Genomic DNA, 15,739 nt, shown 5'->3' on the forward strand with positions numbered 1-15,739 from the left:
ACCGGACAGCGCCGCGCGAGCCCTGGGTCACTGTCATCCCGGTGGTCACAGCATGGTCTGGTCGGTGGCCGAAGAGCATGTGCCGTCGCAGTCCGTGACGACGACAACGAGCGTCTGCTGCCAGCGGCGCGGCAGTCGACCTCGCCGACGGCGAGCTGCAGCGCAAGTCGGTCCACCGTCGATGCCAGGTGCTGCAGAATTGTCGAGTGCTGCTCATGCGAGTTCAGATGCCGAATCGGCCGGGAACCCTGGGCGCCGTGGCATCAGCACTAGGTGCGCTCGGCGCCGACATCAACCTGGTAGAGATCGTCGAGAAGCGCGGCGACATCGAGGTGGAGGAGTTCATCCTGGATCTGCCGCCCACCCAGACGGTGGAGAACCTGGTGGAGGCCTGCGACCGTCTGGAGTCGGTGCAGGTGGAATGGGTGCGCAACTATCCACGTGGCGGCGGCATCGAGTACGACATCGAGCTGCACCGACGCATCGCCGCCGATCCCTCCCGATCGGATGAGATTTTGGCGTCCACGGCTCCGTTGGTCTTTCGGGCCCAGTGGAGCGTCTTGCTCGACGTGTCGGCAGCGCCACAGGTCACCTTCGCCACCCCGGGTGCACCCGACCTCGACGCCGACCTCCTGCGAAGATTCGGTCCCTTCGACACCCTCCACCGAGTAGCCCTCGAACCCGATTGGATCCCAGGGGCAGACGCCCACCATGCCGTCGTCTCGCCCACGACCGACCAACGAGCGGTGATCGTCGCCCGCCGTGGCGAACCCCCGTTCTTCGGCTCCGAGCTCGCGCGACTCGCCCAAGTCACAGGAGCAACAGCCACCGCGGACATGTTCGACCAGCCCCAGTCCACGACGGATCCCCAGACGGCCCATCGCAGACCGGTGGCAGCCCCGCTCTACGAGCGCAGACACCCCTGAGCTTCGCGAGCCTTCCTCCTCGGAGGTCTGCGCGCCCGAAGCCGCGTCACTCGCTCGTTGCCGTCGAGTCCGATCCGCCATCCATCGACCGTGGTGCAGCGGCCGACGAAGCAGGATCCTTCACCGCAGCGGGGTGATCGGCTCGTAGCAATCGAAGGACTCATGGTGAATGATCTGCCCGTCGCGGGTGGTGACGATGGCCGCTACGTGAGCGACGAGCTGCTGTCCCGAACTGTACGGACCGGCGGCGACGCGGATTGTTCCCTTCCAGGTGCCTCGGACTGCGGCTCGGTCGTCGACGGCGAGGATCTCGTGGATGTCGAACTGCTGTTCTCGCAGCAGACTCTTGCCGGCGTGAAAGCCGGCGATCGTGTCGGTGAGATCCCGAGTGGCTCCGGTCGGAGTCACCGCGTTGGGGTGTTCGACCACACGGAGGTCAGCGCTGAGGAGCGGGCGGAGGTCGTCGGCTGTTGACGCGAGGTCAGCCACGACGGCGAAGTAACGACGGACGAGTTCTTCGACGTCGGCCGCTGGTTCATCGGCGGTGCCGCTGCGCATGGAGGCGATAATACACAATCATAGTTGTATGTCACCGGATGAGCTGCCGTCGCTCGACTTTCCCTCAGCTGTGATGCTGCTCGGCGACGTCATGAGTCGCGTCGTGCTGCAGTCCCTCGAAGGCACGGGCCTTCGTCACGGCCACGGGTACCTGATCCAGCGGTTGCTCGTAGCACCGGCCACGGCAACCGAGGTCGCTGCAGACCTCGGCATCACCCAGCAAGCGGTTTCGAAGGCTGTCCGGGAGCTGGTTGGCCTCGGAATCGTCGAATTCGTCCCCGAGCCCGCGGACAGGAGGAGTCGACCGGTCCAACTCACTGACAAGGGCCGACAGGCGATCGAGGCCTCTCGCGCGACCCGGCGAGCGATCGACCGGCGCGTCCGAGACGCGCTCGGTGATCAAGATCACGATCACGCACTGGAGGCCCTCGCCACCGTGATCGAGTCCTTCGGCTTGGCCACGGCGATCCAGCATCGGGCAGTCCCACCGCCCACGCCTGACTTCCTGTGAGGAGTCGAGACTCTGCCACGACCGAGCTGCACGGCATGTCCTGCAACGGCGAGCAGTGGCTTCACCGCTACGACGATCCGGACTCGTCGTCGTCCTGGCGGCTCGGTCGGGAGCAGGCGTGACTGCGGGAGGACCTCGACAGCAGCGCTCGTGACCGGTCAGAGTTCGGAGCGTGTCCTCCGGCGATGGTCGAGACATCATCGACGTTCCCGGACGACGGGAGCCCCGGGAGTCCCTGTCCGACCCGTCAGCCGAAGCGGCGGACCGACGCCACCGCGCGCCGCATCACGTCGGTGCCGTCGGTCATGGAGCGGCGGACGGCCGCGGGGAGGTCCTGCGCGAGCGTCTCCTCGGCCAGGGCCAGGGTCTCCGGAGACGCGTGCACCAGGGGGAACGCGTCGGTGACGATCTGGCCGAGGGCCCACCCGCTGCGGAACGCCGCGGTGGCCGGCATCTCGGCGAAGAAACGCGACACGTAGCCGTCCGTGAGGTCGGTCTGGCCGGGCCGGAAGAAGCCCTTGGCCACCGCGTACAGCTCCGAGGCCGGGGTCTCCGATGCGCCGATCAGCGCCTGCCACGCCGCCTCCTTGGCCGCCGGGTGGGGCCGCGAGGCCCGGGCGCGGGCCGCGTGGACGCTGCCGGAGGCCGAGGGGTCACGCAGCAGGGTGCGCTCGATCGGCCAGTCGTCGCCGCTGACCTCGGCCAGCCGCACGACCACCGCCCAGGTCAGCTCCGGGTCGAGCGGCAGCCCGGGCGGGAGGTCCCGACCGTCCAGCCAGTGCCGGAGCAGCTCCGCGTCGGCACAGCTCGCGACGGCGTAGCGGAAGCCGAGCAGCTGGCGGTCCGATCCCTCGTCCGCCGCGTCGGTCACCGTCCGGGCGGTCCGGTGGACCAGGGCGAGCCGCTCCGCCCGGCGGTCGACCGGGGTGAAGGTGGACGCCAGCACCTCGCTGGAGAACCGCAGCACCGCACCGACGACGACGTCCTCGCCGTCCACGGTCGCCATCTCCAGCAGCGTGTCGAGGGCCAGGGCGGGGTCGACCTCGGCGCTGCGCACGGCGTCCCGGAACGCGTTGACCACCACCACCCGGGTCGCCGCGCGCTGGATCGTGGGCGCGAGCGCCCCCACCGCGGCCCAGTCAGCGTCGAACCGGATCTTGGCCCAGGTGTCGTCGTCGGCGTCCGGAACGAGCACGGTCGCGTCGTCGCCGACCAGGTCCAGGTCGACCCGGGCACCGGTGAGCGTGACCTGCTCGCGGCCGACCTCGCGCCCGTCACGTCCCACGGCCGCCACCGCGATCGTGTGGGGCCGGGCGACGGTCGCGTCGGCCGGCGCTCGCCGTACGAGGGTGGAGCCGTCGATGGTCAGGGTGTCGAGCCCCGACGTCTGCAGCCAGGCCTCGGCCCAGGCTTCGAGATCCGTCGCCCCGGCGCGCTGCCAGGCAGCCAGGAGGTCGGACAGAGCCGCGTTGCCGTACGCGTGGGTGGTGAAGTAGTCACGTAGGCCGGTCAGGAAGATGTGGTCGCCGAGGTGGGCGACGAGCTGCTTCAACACCGAGGCCCCCTTGGCGTAGGAGATCCCGTCGAAGTCCTGCAGGGCCGCCTCGGCGTCGACGGCACCGTTGCCGGCCACCGGGTGGGTGGACGGGGACTGGTCGGCGACCGAGCCCCAGTCCTTGCGCACGATCCCGAACTCCGTCCACAGCGGGTACGTCGTGCCCTCGGTGCAGCAGCGGTGGGCGGCGTACTCGGCGAACGACTCGTTCAGCCACAGGTCGTCCCACCACCGCATCGTGACCAGGTCCCCGAACCACATGTGCGCCATCTCGTGGGCCACCGTGCCGGCGCGGGAGGCTCGCTCGGTCCGCGTCGCCCGGCCTCGGTAGATGTACTGGTCCCGCAGCGTCACGCAGCCCGGGTTCTCCATCGCGCCGGCGTTGAAGTCCGGCACGAAGGCCTGGTGGTACTCACCGAACGGGTAACGGACCCCGAACAGCTGGTGGTAGTAGTCGAACGAGGCGGCCGTCACCTCGTGCAGGTCGGCGACCTCGGTCTCCAGCGACGCCGACAACGAGGCGCGCGCGTGGAAGCCGAGCCGGATCCCGTCGTGCTCGCGGTAGCAGGACGCGTACGGCCCGGCCACCAGCGTCACGAAGTACGTGGAGAGCGGGGCCGTCGGGCGGATCTGCCAGCGTCCTGGTTCGACAGCGGCGCTCGGCCCGTTGCCCAGCACGGTCCAGTCCACCGGCGCGGTGACGTCGAAGGCGTACGTCGACTTGAGGTCGGGCTGGTCGAAGCAGCCGAACCACCGGGGGGCCGCGGCGAGGAAGGACATCGCGTAGAGGTACGTCCGCTGGTCGGCGGGGTCGGTGTGCCGGTGCAGTCCCTCGCCGTCGCTGGAGTACGCCATCGTGCCGGCGATCCGCAGGGTGTTGTGCTGCTGCAGGCCGGTCAGTGGGATCCGGCCCTGCCGCCAGGTGGCGGGGTCGAGCGCCACGCCGTTGAGCTCGACGGATCCGAGCTGCTCCCCCTTGAAGTCGACGAAGGTCTCGGCGCCGGGCGCCGCCCCGTCGGTCAACGAGAACCGGATGACGCTGACCGAGTCGAAGGTCAGACCGTGGCGGGTGAGATCGAGGGTGACCTCGGTGTGCTCGACCGTGATCGTCGCGGCCCGCTGCTCGGCCTCGCGGCGGGTCAGGCTGAGGGTCGCCGGGGCGGTGGTGCCGCCATCGTCGGAAGGCACTGCGTCGCTGGAAGACACTGCGTCACTGGAAGGCACCGTTCGACCCTATGTCTCGACGGGAGCGGCGGTCAGACCCAGGGCGGCGGTCAGACCCAGGGCGGCGGTCCGGGCGGCACGATCCAGTGCACGTCGAACAGCACCGCCGAGACGACCCCCGTCGCCGCACCGCCCTCGGAGGCGAACCAGGTCAGGAACGGCTCCGGATCGAAGGAGGCCCGACCGAGCCCGGTGGTGTACTGCGCGTGCGCCCGCAGCGACTCGATGCCGCGACGCAACGGTTCGCCGGTCACGTCCACGCCGTGGCTGGGGGTGGCGGTGCCGGCCACCAGGATGAAGCGGACCCCGCCCCACGGCTCCAAACCCTCCTCGCTGATCAGCTCCGGGAAGATCCACCGGTTGCCGGCGTCCCGGGCGGCGTCGAGGGTGGCCAGTCCGACGGCGCGGTGGTCGGCCTGGTTGGTCATCCCGCCGAACATCTTCACGTCGTAGTTGCCGGTGATCAGCACCTGCGGGCGGTGGGTGCGGATGGCCCGGGTGATCTCCCGGCGGAGCTCCACGGAGTTCTCGATCACCCCGTCGTGGTGGTCGAGGAACTCGACCGTCTCCACCCCGACGGCCCGAGCACCGGTCCGCTCCTCGGCCTCCCGGAGCGGTGCGGCCTCGGCCGGGTCGATGGCGTCGATGCCGGCCTCGCCGCGGCTGGCCAGCAGGTAGCTGATCGACTTGCCCTGGGCCGTCCAGCGGGCGACGGCCGAGGCCGCGCCGTACTCGATGTCGTCGGGATGGGCGACCACCGCGAGCGCGGTGTCCCAGTCCTCGGGGACGGTCGGAAGCCGCCCCGCCGGTGCAGCGTTCATGGCCGAAGGGTAGACCCGTACAGCCGGCCGCGCTCGCGAAATGATGGGGTCATGTCACCCGATCTGCCGCCGACCCGGCCGCTCGTCATCCGGCCCCTGGAGAGCACCGACGCCGACGCCTCCCGCACCCTCGGTTTCGAGGCGTTCGGGATGCCGACCACCCCTCCCACCGAGCCCGCCACGCTGGACCTGCCGGGGCGCGCCTTCCACGGGGCGTTCGCCGGCGACCGGCTGGTGGCGCGGCTCGCCGACCGGGCGTACGACTCCTGGTTCGGTGGGGTGCCGGTGCCGACCTGCGGGATCGCGGGCGTGACCGTGGCGCTGGAGGACCGGGGCCGCGGCGCCCTGTCCCCGCTGTTCGGCGCCGCTCTGGACGCTGCCTTGGAGCGGGGCGCGGTGGTGTCCGGGCTCTACCCGACGGCCGCCCGGATCTACCGGCGGTTCGGCTACGAGCTGGTCAGTGACTACCGGACCGTCGCGGTGGCCACGGTCGACCTGGGGGCGGTCCCGCCGCCGTTCGGAGTGCGCGTCCGGCGCGCCGAGCAAGGCGACCTGCCGGCCGTCCGCGAGGTGTACGACACCTGGGCCGCGGCCCAGAACGGCCCGCTGACCAGGCGTGGTGTCTCCTTCCCCACCACCGACACCGAGCTGCTGGACGAGTTCGACGGCATCACCGTGGCCCTCGACGGCGATGACCGCGTCGTCGGCTACGCGTCCTGGGAACGCGGTCAGCACTACGACGAGCGCGGCACGATCGAGGTGTCGGACCTGCTCGCCCTCTCCACCGACGGCTACCGGGCTCTGCTGCGCACGATCGGGAGCTTCTCCACGGTCGCCCCGCGGACGAAGATCGACACCTCGGGCGACGACGTGATCCGGCAGTTCCTGCCCGGCAAGGCCTGGGAGACGGTGGGCAGCGACCCGTACATGCTGGCGGTCATCGACGTCGCCGGCGCCCTCTCCCGACGTGGCTACCCGTGGTTCCTGGCCGCCCGGCTCGGCTTCCGGGTCGGCGAGGACGGTGCCAACCGGATCGCCGGGACCTACCGGTTCGAGGTCGCCGAGGGCGTCGGCGGCTGCACGGCCGAGGACCACACCGACGACCGCACCTTCCATCCCCGGGGTCTGGCGCTGCTCTACGCGGGCGTGCAGTCCTGTGCGAACCTGCGGTGGGCCGGGCTGCTGACCGGCGGCCGACCGGAGCAGGACGCGGTCTGGGACACGCTGTTCGGCGGGCGGCAGTTCCACATCCGGGACTACTACTGATCACCGCTCGCAGATCCTGTTCGACCCCTCCCGACCGAGCCCGACCGAGACGAGCCACGATGACCGCACCGCTGACCAGCTTCGCCCACGACGGCTTCCGCTTCGGTGTCCACGAATGGGGTTCGGCCGACGGCCGCACCGTGATCGCCCTGCACGGCTTCCCCCAGACGGCGCTCAGCTGGGAGCGGGTGGCGGCCCGGCTCACCCCGGCCGGGGTGCGGGTGCTGGCCCCCGAGCAGCGGGGCTACTCCGTCGGGGCCCGCCCGGGCGAGGTGGCGGCGTACACGATGGACAAGCTCGCCGGCGACGTCCTGGCGCTGGCCGACGCCGCCGGTCTGGACCGGGTCGACGTGCTCGGACACGACTGGGGCGGCGCCGTCGCCTGGTACCTGGGTTCTCGGCACCCCGACCGCATCCGTACGGTCTCGGTCGCCTCGACCCCGCACCCCGCCGCCCTGTGGCAGGCGTTCAAGGGACCGCAGGCGTTGCGGTCGTGGTACATGCTGCTCTTCCAGCTGCCGTGGCTCCCCGAGACCCTCCTCGGCGCCGGTGGCGGGCGGCTGGCCGCGCGCCTGTTCGCCGCCAGCGGGGCGGAGGACCCGGCGGCCATGGGGCGGCTGCTCAGCGACCGGACCACCGCGACCGGGGCGGTCAACTGGTACCGGACGATGCGGGTGAAGGGGGCGCCCGGGGCCGGTCGGATCACCGTCCCCAGCCTGTACGTGTGGAGCGACCGCGACGCCGCCCTGGGCCGCGAGGCGGCCGAGCGGACCCGTGACTTCGTGGACGGCGACTACACCTTCGTCGAGCTCGCCGGCGCCTCGCACTGGATCCCCGACGAGCGCCCCGACGAGCTGGCCGCCGCGGTGCTGGCGCACCTGGACCGTCATCCGGAGACGGTGTGATCCTGAGCGGGGCGGCGGTGAGGAAGGTGCGGACGTTGGAGGTCTCTGGGTGGGCGTGACCTGATCGGCCGCTGCCTGGAGGTCACCGTTCGTGACCCCCGGGCGGGAAACGGTCCCTCCGTACGGGTGCCTGGCGGCCAGATCCCGCCCCGGAGCCAGGAACGGTCTGTCCGTGGGCAGCCGCACGCCACGGACCGACCGGTTTCCAGGCCACGTCGACCGTCTGGTCCAGGCGCGCCACCCGGGGCCCGGACCGGCCCGCGTGAACGGGACGATCCGGGCCGGAGCGATGCGGTCAGCGGCACCAGGCTGATTCAGCGGCGGCGGTTGAACCGGTAGCCGAGGACGGCGGCGAGACCGACGGGCACGACCGCCAGCAGCCACCACCACCCCGAACGCGACGCCCCGGTCTGGTCCGCGGGCGACGCGACCGGCGTCGCGACGTTGGTCGGCAGGTCGGTCGCCGTCGGTACGGGAGACGAGGACGCCACCGACGGGCTCGGACTGGCCGAGGACGAGGTGGTCGGAGTGGCCGACGGCGACGCACTGGTCTCCGTCCCGGTCCGCACCGTGAAGGTGAACCGTCCGTTGATCGGGTGACCGTCGGCCGACGTGACCCGCCACTCGACCTCGTACTCCCCTGCCGGCAGCTGGGACTCCAGGTCCTGCTCGACGGTGTTGTCCACCAGCTTCGGGTCGCCGTCCGTCGCCGAGGCACCGTCCGGACCGGTGACGAGCACCTTGGTCCCCGTGGCGATGGCCGGTTCGTTGAAGGTCAGCACGACCGAGGACGGGGGCTCGGCGACGGTCTTTCCGTCGCCGGGCGTGGTGGAGACCAGGGCGTTGTGCGCGGACGCGGTCTGGGGCGTGCCGACCAGGGTGAACAGCACCGCCACCACCATGGCCACCGCCCACAGGTGGCCGTGACCCGGATCCCGGCGGTTCACGCGCTCGCCGCCGAACCCGTGCCGCGTCGCCGGGCGAGACCGGCGAGCACCAGGGCCACCAGGGCGGCGGCCAGACCGACACCGCCGAGCGCACGTGCGACCGGGTCGGCCGTCCCCGCCGGTGCCGCGGGGGCGGCTTCACCCGAGCGGGCGGCCGGCGTGGCCGGGGTGGCGTCGCCGGCGGCCGCGACGACCTCCAGCTCGGGGGCGGGACGCTCCGGCTCCTCCCCCGACACCGGGGTCGGCTGGTCCCAGGCGACGACCTTCCCGTCGCTGTAGGTCTGGGTCGTAGGCAGCGCGACGGTGCCCGCTGCCGGGAGCGGTCCGACCGAGAGGGAGAACTCCTGGTACTGCCCGGGGCCGATGGCCACACCCTTGTCGGCGGTCCAGGTGACCTGGCTGACCGCCTCGGTGAGCGTCGTCCCGTACGACTCCACCGGCTTGGCCAGCTTCGACGTGGTGGCGACCGCGGTCCACCCGGGGACGGGTTTGGTGCTGACGTAGAGGAACGGGTTGTCCTGCGGCAGGTCGACCGTGAGCTTCACCGTTCCCGCGGTCTCGGACTCGTTGGGCACCCGGAAGGTGAGCGCGCTGAACGCTCCGCTGATCGGGTTGTCGGGGGTGACGCGGACGTGGGCGGAGGCGGTGACCGCCGGCAGCAGGATGAGGCCGGCGGTGGCCAGGCCGGCCACGATGAGCAGGGACCGCCGACGGCGCGCAGCCGGGCGGAGGAGGAAGAGGTTCATCGAAAGGTCCTTGTGCGGAAGTGATCTGACGACGCCACGCGGGCGTACGGGAACGGGTGCCGAGGCACCGCGGCGGTGCGTGAAGGCACCGAGGGGGGTCAGATCAGGACCGGAGGAGCGCGGGGACCGGTGAGCACCCAGCGGGTGGGGCTCAGGAACGTCGCGAGGACGGGCACCACTGTAGGGCGGGGTTGTCGGACCCGAGCCGCGGTCGGACCGGTGCAGCGGTGGATCCGGTCGGCCACCGACCACAGCCAGCGCTCGCCGCGGGCCAGCAACCACGCGGTGGCCAGCACGGCGAGGACGTGGCCGAGCAGCATCGGCCACCCGGCGGTCGTCGCCGCGCCGGTGCCGCACACGGACCCTACGGTCATGGCGTGCCCGGGCATGGCCACCGTCGCGCAGGTGACGGCGGCGGTGGAGGCGTGGAACAGCAGGTGCAGCAGCAGCTGCTCCACCCCGAGAGCGGCCAGCAGCACCCCGAACCGCAGCCGGCGCGCCGTCAAGGTGACGGCCAGCAGTCCCAGGCCGACAGCGGTCAGCGCCAGCAGACCGGCGCCGGGCAGGGTGCCGCCGCCGAGGACGTGCCCGGCCGTGGCCAGGAACAGCGAGGCTCCCCCCAGCACCCCGGCGCGGGCGAGCCGCGCCCAGCCGCCGGTGAGAGTCATGCCAGGAGCGTAGGTCATGAGGCCGAGATCCCGGCGTGCAGCAGCAGCTCCCCGTTCGGGGCGGGGGTCAGGGGGATACCGGCGGATCCGGCCCACCTCAGCAGACCGCGGAGGGACCGGATCGCCGGGCGGGAGTCGGCCAGGGCGCGGACCAACCGGCCCTTCGCCGTCTTGTTGAAGTGGTTGAGCGCCCGCACGGTGCCGTCGGCAGAGGTGGTGACGACCCGGACGTAGGCGGACGGCACCGAGCCCGGCACCGGACCGAGGGCGACGTACGCCTCCGAGCGCAGGTCCAGGACGAACGGCTCCCCCTTGGTCTGGAGGGCGTCGGCGACGGCGTCCGCCCAGACCCGGCGCGGCGGCGGGAGACCGGGCAGGGTCGTCGCGGGACCGAGCCGGTAGGCAGGAATCCGGTCCAGCGCGCCGACCGGGCCGAAGGCGGCCGCGTGGATGAGGGCGTGTCGACCGAGCCAGCGGCGAGCGGCTGCGTCCAGCGACCCGGCGTCGAGAGCGTCGTAGAGGACACCGGTGTACCGGTCGACCGCGGGCAGCGTCGGACCGGTGCGCAGGGCCAGGTTCGCGGCGACGTCGGCCTGCTGCCGGACGCTCAGCTTGAGCACCCGAGCGGCCTCGTCGGGGTCTTCGGCCAGGGCACCGAGCGCGTCGATGGTGGCGTCCCGCTGCGGCGTAAGCTCGGGCAGAGCCAGGCGGTCCAGCACCAGCGGCGCCCGCCGACCGCCGGCGCGCTTGGTCTCCGAGGGCGGCAGCAGCACCAGCACCTGCTCGGTCCCCTCTTCTCGGTGTCAGACCCTCGTGTCACGGTGAGGGCATGGCGAAGACTATCCAGATCACCTTCGATGCCACCGATCCACGGGCGCTGGCGGACTTCTGGGCCGCGGCCCTGGGCTACGTGGTGGAGGCCCCACCCGAGGGCTACGCGACCTGGGACGAGGCGTTGACCGCGTTCGGTGTGCCCGAGGAGCTGTGGAACTCTCGTTCGGCGATCGTCGACCCCGACGGCGTGGGTCCCCGCATCTTCATCCAGCAGGTGCCGGAGGCGAAGACGGCCAAGAACCGACTGCACCTCGACGTCCGCAACGCGGTCGGGCTGGCCGGCGGGAAGCGGATGGCCGTGCTGGAGGCCGAGTGCGAGCGGCTGGTCGCCCTGGGGGCGACCAAGCTCTACCGGATCGAGCCGCAGCCGCCCTTGGAGAACGGCTTCATCACCATGGCCGATCCCCAGGGCAACGAGTTCTGCCTGGACTGATCAGCCCGGGTCAGGTGGTCCGGCAGTCAAACCACGTCGTCAGCCACGACGTCGAGCCGCTCCGCGGCCTGACGTAGCCGGCGATCGCGGGTCCACAAGCGATCCGTCCTGCTGAGCCTGAGCGCCGCCAGCAGGTGAGCGTCGACCAGACTGAGCCCCGTCCCGTGGAGATCGTGGGTCTCGACGAAATCGAGAACCTCGTGATGCGCTGCCGTCGGCACCTCGGGCAGATGGCGCATCAACGCGAGCACCCCTGACCTGTCTCGCAGGGAACCCAGAGCCAGTTCGCCGACCACCATCGGGTGGACGCAGACCTCAGCGTCCAGCAGAAGTGACACCAGACGCGGCTCACGTGAGTGAAGGTGGTCGATCCAGACCGCCGTGTCGACCAGGATCATCGATCGGTTCGACCACGCGGAGGCGCGGACGCTCCGGGATCTGTACCGCCCAGAGCAGCCAGACGCCGCGACGACTCGCGCACGATCAGCGCCTCCAGACCGAGCCTGACGAGCGCACTCTTCTCACTCCGACCGGTCAGCTCGGCGGCAACGCGCACCAGCTCGTCATCGAGGTTGATCGTGGTTCTCATGCATCAATGATGTCACCATTTGATGCCTAGAAGCAGTGTCAATATCGACGTCCTGATGCCGGACCGCACTGAGTGGAGGATGCCCACCGATGTCGGTGACAGATCGCCACCTAAGCGGTGGGCGCCCGCGTGACCGAGCCGGCGCCCAGACCAAGTTGTCAGAGCCGGGCTGCGAGCCGCTCGACCGTACCGTCCACGTCTGTGAGCTTGTCCAGGCCGAACAGGCCCACCCGGAAGGTGGAGTAGTCGTCCCGCTCACCGCACATCAGCGGCACACCGGCGGCGATCTGCAGACCGTGCTGCTTGAGCTTGGCCCCAGTGCGGATCTCGGGGTCGTCGGTGTAGGCGACGACCACGCTGGAGGCCGCGAACGCCGGCGCGGCGACGGACGGATAGCCGCGGTCGGCCAGCACGGCGCGGACCCGGGTGCCCAGCTGCAGCTGCGCAGCCCGCAGCGTCTCCAGCCCGAGCTCGCGGGTCTCCAGCATCAGGGCGGCGTTGTGGGCGAGGCCGTCGGTCGGCAGCGTGGCGTGGTACGGCGTCTGGCCCTCGGTGTAGGCCTCCGTGATCGTCAGCCACTTCCGCAGATCCACCGCGAAGCTGGTCGAGGTGGTGGCCAGGACCCTCTCCCGGCCGGCCGCGCTCAACATCACGTACCCCGCGCAGGGGGTTCCGCTCCAGCCCTTCTGCGGTGCACTGAGCAGGACGTCGACCCCGAGGTCGCTCATGTCCACCCACAGGGCCCCCGAGGCGATGCAGTCGAGCACCATCAGCCCGCCGACGGCGTGGGTTGCCGCGGCCACCGTACGGACGTAGTCGTCGGGCAGCAGGATGCCCGCCGCCGTCTCCACGTGGGCAGCGATCACGAGCTCCGGTCGTTGCTGCTCGACGGCGGCCACCACCTCGTCGACCGGCGCGGGGGTCCACGGCGCCTGCGCCTCGTCAGCGGTCTGCCGCGCTTGGCAGACGACCGTCTCCCCCGGGATCCCGCCGGCCTCGAAGATCGCCGACCAGCGGTAGGAGAACAGACCGTTGCGCACCACGAGACAGCGCTTGCCGGTGGCCAGCTGTCGGGCGACCGCCTCCATCCCGTACGTGCCACCGCCCGGGACGACCGCGACCGTCTCGGCCCGGTAGGTGGTGCGCAGGACGTCGATGATGTCCTGCATCACCCCCACGAAGCGGGTCGACATGTGGTTCAGGGAGCGGTCGGTGAAGACCACCGAGTACTCGAGCAGGCCGTCGGGGTCGATCTCGGGGCGGGGCAGGGTCACAACGGCAGACTGCCACACGGACCGGCGGCCGGGCGTCCCCCGTGGAGCCAGCGTTGGTGCGCTGCGCGCGGCGCCCGACTCACACGTTGAAGCGGAACTCCACCACGTCACCGTCGGCCATCACGTAGTCCTTGCCCTCCAGCCGCACCTTGCCGCGTGACTTGGCCGTCTGCATCGAACCGGCGTCGACCAGGTCGTCGTAGGAGACGACCTCGGCCTTGATGAAGCCCTTCTGGAAGTCGGTGTGGATGACACCGGCCGCCTCGGGGGCGGTGGCGCCCTTGGGGATGGTCCAGGCCCGGGACTCCTTGGGGCCGGCGGTCAGGTAGGTCTGCAGGCCGAGGGTGTCGAAGCCGACCCGGGCGAGGACGTCCAGACCGGGCTCGGCCACGTCCATCTCGGCCAGCAGCTCGCGGGCCTCGTCCGGCTCCATCTCGACCAGCTCGGACTCGATCTTGGCGTCCAGGAAGATCGCCTCGGCCGGTGCCACCAGCGCCCGCATCCGGTCCAGCAGTGCCTCGTCGGCCAGCTCGTCGGAGTCGCAGTTGAAGACGTAGATGAACGGCTTGGCGGTGAGCAGGAACAGCTCGCGCAGCGGGGCCGGGTCGAGCCCGGCCGCGAACACCGTCCGGCCGCTGTCCAGCACCTCCTGCGCCTCCTTGAGCGCCTGCACCGTCGCCAGCTTGTCCTTGTTGATCCGGGCTTCCTTCTCCAACCGCGGCAGTGCCCGCTCCAGCGTCTGCAGGTCGGCCAGGATCAGCTCGGTGGAGATGGTCTCGATGTCGCTGCCGGGGTTGACCTTCCCGTCCACGTGGGTGACGTCGGGGTCGGTGAACACCCGGGTGACCTGGCAGATCGCCTCCGCCTCGCGGATGTGGGACAGGAAGGCGTTCCCCATCCCCTCGCCCTGGCTGGCGCCGCGGACGATGCCGGCGATGTCGACGAAGCTCACGGTGGCCGGCACGACGCGCTCGGAGGCGAACAGCTCGGCCAGGACCGCCAACCGCGCGTCGGGGACACCGACCACGCCGACGTTGGGCTCGATCGTGGCGAACGGGTAGTTCGCCGCCAGCACGTCGTTGCGGGTCAGGGCGTTGAAGAGGGTCGACTTGCCCGCGTTGGGGAGACCGACGATGCCGATGGTGAGTGCCACGACGGACAAGCATATGGGCGTCCGCGGCACCCACCCGCCACGATCGATGCCGGGGCGACCTCAGACGGAGGCGAAGAAGGCGCCGATCCCCCGGCTCAGGGCCAGCGGGTCGGCGACGCCGGCGAGCTCGCGGGCCGAGTGCATCGAGAGCAGCGGGATGCCCACGTCGACCGTGCGGATCCCCAACCGGGTGGCCGTGAGCGGACCGATCGTGCTGCCGCAGGGCACGGCGTTGTTGGACACGAACTCCTGGGTCGACACGCCCGCCTGCCGGCAGGCCCGCCGCCACAGCGCGGCTCCGACCCCGTCGGTGGCATACCGCTGGTTGGCGTTGATCTTCAGCAGCGGCCCGGCGTTCAGCAGCGGCCGGTTGGCCGGGTCGTGCCGGTGGACGTAGTTCGGGTGCACGGCGTGACCGGTGTCGGCGGACAGGCAGACCGAGTCGGCGAGGGCCCGGTGGTGCTCGTCGGGCGTCGCCCCCAGCGATCCCGCGATGCGGCTCAGCAGGTCGACGAGCACCGGGCCGGCGGCGCCGGAGCGCGACTCGCTGCCGATCTCCTCGTGGTCGAACGCCGCCACCACGGTGATCAGGTCGCTGTCGGTGGTCTCGAGCAGCGCGGTCAGGGCCGCGTGCACGCTCGACAGGTTGTCCAGCCGGCCCGACGCCAGGAACTCACTGGTCGGTCCGAAGATCTCGGGCGGCGTGGTCGCGTACGCCGACAGGTCCGACCCGTCGATCTCGCGGACCTCGCAGCCGGCCAGCGTCGCGATCTGCTCCATGATCGTCAGATCGGGCCGGTTGACGCTCCACACCGGCGCCGTGTGCAGCTGCCGGTCCAGCTTGACGCCCTCGTCGTTGGCGGACCGGTCGAGGTGGATCGCGAGCTGCGGGATCCGCATCAGGGGCCCCGTGCGGACCAGCCGCTGCTCGCCGCTGGTCAGGATCACCCGCCCGGCCAGCCCGAGCTCGCGATCGAGCCACGAGTTGAGCAGCGGCCCACCGTAGATCTCCATCCCCAGCTGCTGCCACCCCGCCACCCCGATGTCCGGCCGGGGCTTCAGCACGAACCCGGGTGAGTCGGTGTGCGCGCCGACGACCCGGTACGGCGTGGTCGGCCCCGCCGCGGCCGGGATCCGCCAGGCGAGCACGGCGCCGTCGCGGACGAGCACGTACCCGCCCGGGGAGGTGTCGAAGTCGGCCCGCTCGTCGACGGCGGTGAAGCCCGCGGCCACGAGCCGACGGGCGCCCTCGGCCGCCGCGTGGAACGACGTCGGTGACTCCGTCACGAAGGCGGCGAGGTCACGGACGTGCTCGAGGGGGGCGCTCAT

Annotated in this window: 17 protein-coding genes; 5 read left to right on the plus strand and 12 right to left on the minus strand. The window is 71.4% G+C overall.

Annotated elements, in window-relative coordinates; all coding sequences use genetic code 11:
- Positions 1-206 precede the first annotated feature (206 nt).
- Entirely contained in the window at positions 207-926 is a 720-nt protein-coding gene (locus ABD714_RS15460) for an ACT domain-containing protein (protein WP_344813283.1), read from the plus strand.
- 120 nt (positions 927-1,046) lie between these two features.
- Here the strand turns inward: ABD714_RS15460 and ABD714_RS15465 are convergent, their stop codons facing one another.
- Positions 1,047-1,484, minus strand: a complete 438-nt coding sequence (locus ABD714_RS15465; protein ID WP_344813284.1) for a nuclear transport factor 2 family protein — start codon at positions 1,482-1,484, stop codon at positions 1,047-1,049.
- Positions 1,485-1,512: 28 nt separating this feature from the next.
- On the opposite strand from ABD714_RS15465, the gene ABD714_RS15470 reads away from it, so the two are divergent.
- Entirely contained in the window at positions 1,513-1,995 is a 483-nt protein-coding gene (locus ABD714_RS15470) for a MarR family winged helix-turn-helix transcriptional regulator (RefSeq protein ID WP_344813285.1), read from the plus strand.
- Positions 1,996-2,242: 247 nt separating this feature from the next.
- Here the strand turns inward: ABD714_RS15470 and pepN are convergent, their stop codons facing one another.
- Positions 2,243-4,738, minus strand: coding sequence for an aminopeptidase N (gene pepN, locus ABD714_RS15475; RefSeq protein ID WP_344813286.1), 2,496 nt, complete (start codon positions 4,736-4,738; stop codon positions 2,243-2,245).
- A gap of 86 nt (positions 4,739-4,824) precedes the next feature.
- Complete coding sequence (locus tag ABD714_RS15480; RefSeq protein ID WP_344813288.1) at positions 4,825-5,595, minus strand: PIG-L deacetylase family protein; 771 nt, start codon at positions 5,593-5,595, stop codon at positions 4,825-4,827.
- Between the two features lie 51 nt (positions 5,596-5,646).
- Here ABD714_RS15480 and ABD714_RS15485 point away from each other — a divergent pair, with 51 nt between their 5' ends.
- A complete protein-coding gene (locus ABD714_RS15485) occupies positions 5,647-6,861 on the plus strand; it encodes a GNAT family N-acetyltransferase (protein ID WP_344813289.1) in 1,215 nt (404 codons plus the stop codon).
- A 59-nt stretch (positions 6,862-6,920) separates the two neighbouring features.
- Positions 6,921-7,766, plus strand: a complete 846-nt coding sequence (locus tag ABD714_RS15490; protein WP_344813290.1) for an alpha/beta fold hydrolase — start codon at positions 6,921-6,923, stop codon at positions 7,764-7,766.
- 314 nt (positions 7,767-8,080) lie between these two features.
- Here the strand turns inward: ABD714_RS15490 and ABD714_RS15495 are convergent, their stop codons facing one another.
- The 4 genes from ABD714_RS15495 to ABD714_RS15510 all read right to left on the minus strand — a co-directional run bounded on the left by ABD714_RS15495 (position 8,081) and on the right by ABD714_RS15510 (position 10,906).
- The gene (locus ABD714_RS15495; RefSeq protein ID WP_344813291.1) at positions 8,081-8,713 is read right to left on the minus strand and encodes a copper resistance CopC family protein; all 633 of its coding nucleotides are present in this window, start codon (positions 8,711-8,713) and stop codon (positions 8,081-8,083) included.
- Entirely contained in the window at positions 8,710-9,459 is a 750-nt protein-coding gene (locus tag ABD714_RS15500; RefSeq protein ID WP_344813292.1) for a YcnI family copper-binding membrane protein, read from the minus strand. The genes ABD714_RS15495 and ABD714_RS15500 overlap by 4 nt, the downstream gene beginning before the upstream one ends.
- Positions 9,460-9,557: 98 nt before the next feature.
- Complete coding sequence (locus tag ABD714_RS15505; RefSeq protein ID WP_344813293.1) at positions 9,558-10,127, minus strand: hypothetical protein; 570 nt, start codon at positions 10,125-10,127, stop codon at positions 9,558-9,560.
- A gap of 14 nt (positions 10,128-10,141) precedes the next feature.
- Complete coding sequence (locus ABD714_RS15510; RefSeq protein WP_344813294.1) at positions 10,142-10,906, minus strand: YaaA family protein; 765 nt, start codon at positions 10,904-10,906, stop codon at positions 10,142-10,144.
- 50 nt (positions 10,907-10,956) lie between these two features.
- Between ABD714_RS15510 and ABD714_RS15515 the strand changes: the two genes are divergently transcribed.
- Positions 10,957-11,394, plus strand: coding sequence for a VOC family protein (locus ABD714_RS15515; protein WP_344813295.1), 438 nt, complete (start codon positions 10,957-10,959; stop codon positions 11,392-11,394).
- Positions 11,395-11,420: 26 nt separating this feature from the next.
- On the opposite strand, the gene ABD714_RS15520 is transcribed toward ABD714_RS15515, so the two are convergent.
- From ABD714_RS15520 to ABD714_RS15540, 5 genes are all read right to left on the minus strand, one after another.
- Positions 11,421-11,792 carry a type II toxin-antitoxin system VapC family toxin gene (locus ABD714_RS15520; protein WP_344813297.1) on the minus strand — a complete coding sequence of 124 codons (372 nt, stop codon included), beginning with the start codon at positions 11,790-11,792 and terminating at the stop codon, positions 11,421-11,423.
- Complete coding sequence (locus ABD714_RS15525; RefSeq protein ID WP_344813298.1) at positions 11,789-11,983, minus strand: type II toxin-antitoxin system VapB family antitoxin; 195 nt, start codon at positions 11,981-11,983, stop codon at positions 11,789-11,791. Before ABD714_RS15525 ends, ABD714_RS15520 begins: the two co-directional genes overlap by 4 nt.
- Positions 11,984-12,141: 158 nt before the next feature.
- A complete protein-coding gene (locus tag ABD714_RS15530; protein ID WP_344813299.1) occupies positions 12,142-13,257 on the minus strand; it encodes an aminotransferase class V-fold PLP-dependent enzyme in 1,116 nt (371 codons plus the stop codon).
- A gap of 79 nt (positions 13,258-13,336) precedes the next feature.
- Positions 13,337-14,410, minus strand: a complete 1,074-nt coding sequence (ychF, locus tag ABD714_RS15535; RefSeq protein WP_344813300.1) for a redox-regulated ATPase YchF — start codon at positions 14,408-14,410, stop codon at positions 13,337-13,339.
- Between the two features lie 60 nt (positions 14,411-14,470).
- Complete coding sequence (locus ABD714_RS15540; protein ID WP_344813301.1) at positions 14,471-15,739, minus strand: M18 family aminopeptidase; 1,269 nt, start codon at positions 15,737-15,739, stop codon at positions 14,471-14,473.

Origin of the sequence: Microlunatus aurantiacus (assembly GCF_039536605.1) — a bacterium.
GTDB lineage: Bacteria > Actinomycetota > Actinomycetes > Propionibacteriales > Propionibacteriaceae > Microlunatus > Microlunatus aurantiacus.

Excerpts from the sequence above, each read along its gene's own strand:
- ABD714_RS15465 (WP_344813284.1), bottom strand. The coding sequence starts at position 1,484 with ATGCGCAGCGGCACCGCCGATGAACCAGCGGCCGACGTCGAAGAACTC.
- ABD714_RS15470 (WP_344813285.1), top strand. The coding sequence starts at position 1,513 with ATGTCACCGGATGAGCTGCCGTCGCTCGACTTTCCCTCAGCTGTGATG.
- ABD714_RS15480 (WP_344813288.1), bottom strand. The coding sequence starts at position 5,595 with ATGAACGCTGCACCGGCGGGGCGGCTTCCGACCGTCCCCGAGGACTGG.
- ABD714_RS15485 (WP_344813289.1), top strand. The coding sequence starts at position 5,647 with ATGTCACCCGATCTGCCGCCGACCCGGCCGCTCGTCATCCGGCCCCTG.
- ABD714_RS15490 (WP_344813290.1), top strand. The coding sequence starts at position 6,921 with ATGACCGCACCGCTGACCAGCTTCGCCCACGACGGCTTCCGCTTCGGT.
- ABD714_RS15500 (WP_344813292.1), bottom strand. The coding sequence starts at position 9,459 with ATGAACCTCTTCCTCCTCCGCCCGGCTGCGCGCCGTCGGCGGTCCCTG.
- ABD714_RS15505 (WP_344813293.1), bottom strand. The coding sequence starts at position 10,127 with ATGACTCTCACCGGCGGCTGGGCGCGGCTCGCCCGCGCCGGGGTGCTG.
- ABD714_RS15515 (WP_344813295.1), top strand. The coding sequence starts at position 10,957 with ATGGCGAAGACTATCCAGATCACCTTCGATGCCACCGATCCACGGGCG.
- ABD714_RS15520 (WP_344813297.1), bottom strand. The coding sequence starts at position 11,792 with ATGATCCTGGTCGACACGGCGGTCTGGATCGACCACCTTCACTCACGT.
- ABD714_RS15525 (WP_344813298.1), bottom strand. The coding sequence starts at position 11,983 with ATGAGAACCACGATCAACCTCGATGACGAGCTGGTGCGCGTTGCCGCC.
- ABD714_RS15540 (WP_344813301.1), bottom strand. The coding sequence starts at position 15,739 with ATGAGCGCCCCCCTCGAGCACGTCCGTGACCTCGCCGCCTTCGTGACG.